Raw genomic sequence first — 298 nt, 5'->3', positions numbered from 1 at the left:
TTGATGTGGCGAAGGCGCAGCTGACGATCTCTGGTACGCTGACGGCGGAAGACCGTCCGTATGACGGGACGACGAATGCGACGATCGATACGTCGAACCTGACGCTTGCGGACTATGTCTCTGGCGATGAGGTGCTGCTGCGGCTTACGGGTGCGACAGGGTCGTTTGCGGACAAGGATGCCGGCACCAACAAGACGGTGACGCTGAGCACGAGCGGGTCCCTGGACGGGGCTGACAGTGGCAATTACGAGATCGTCTCGAATGCGCCGACGACGACGGCCACGATTACGCCGAAGGT

General features: G+C 61.4%; 1 protein-coding gene. It reads left to right on the top strand.

Features of this window, described 5'->3' with window-relative positions; translation table 11 throughout:
- Positions 1 to 298: YDG domain-containing protein (locus HY29_RS19315; RefSeq protein WP_034791147.1), on the top strand; the 298-nt coding region annotated here is incomplete at both ends.

It is taken from the genome of Hyphomonas beringensis, from assembly GCF_000682755.1.
Lineage (GTDB): Bacteria > Pseudomonadota > Alphaproteobacteria > Caulobacterales > Hyphomonadaceae > Hyphomonas > Hyphomonas beringensis.
The sequence above is the reverse complement of the archived record's forward strand: the minus strand, read 5'-3'. Positions and strand labels throughout refer to the sequence as shown.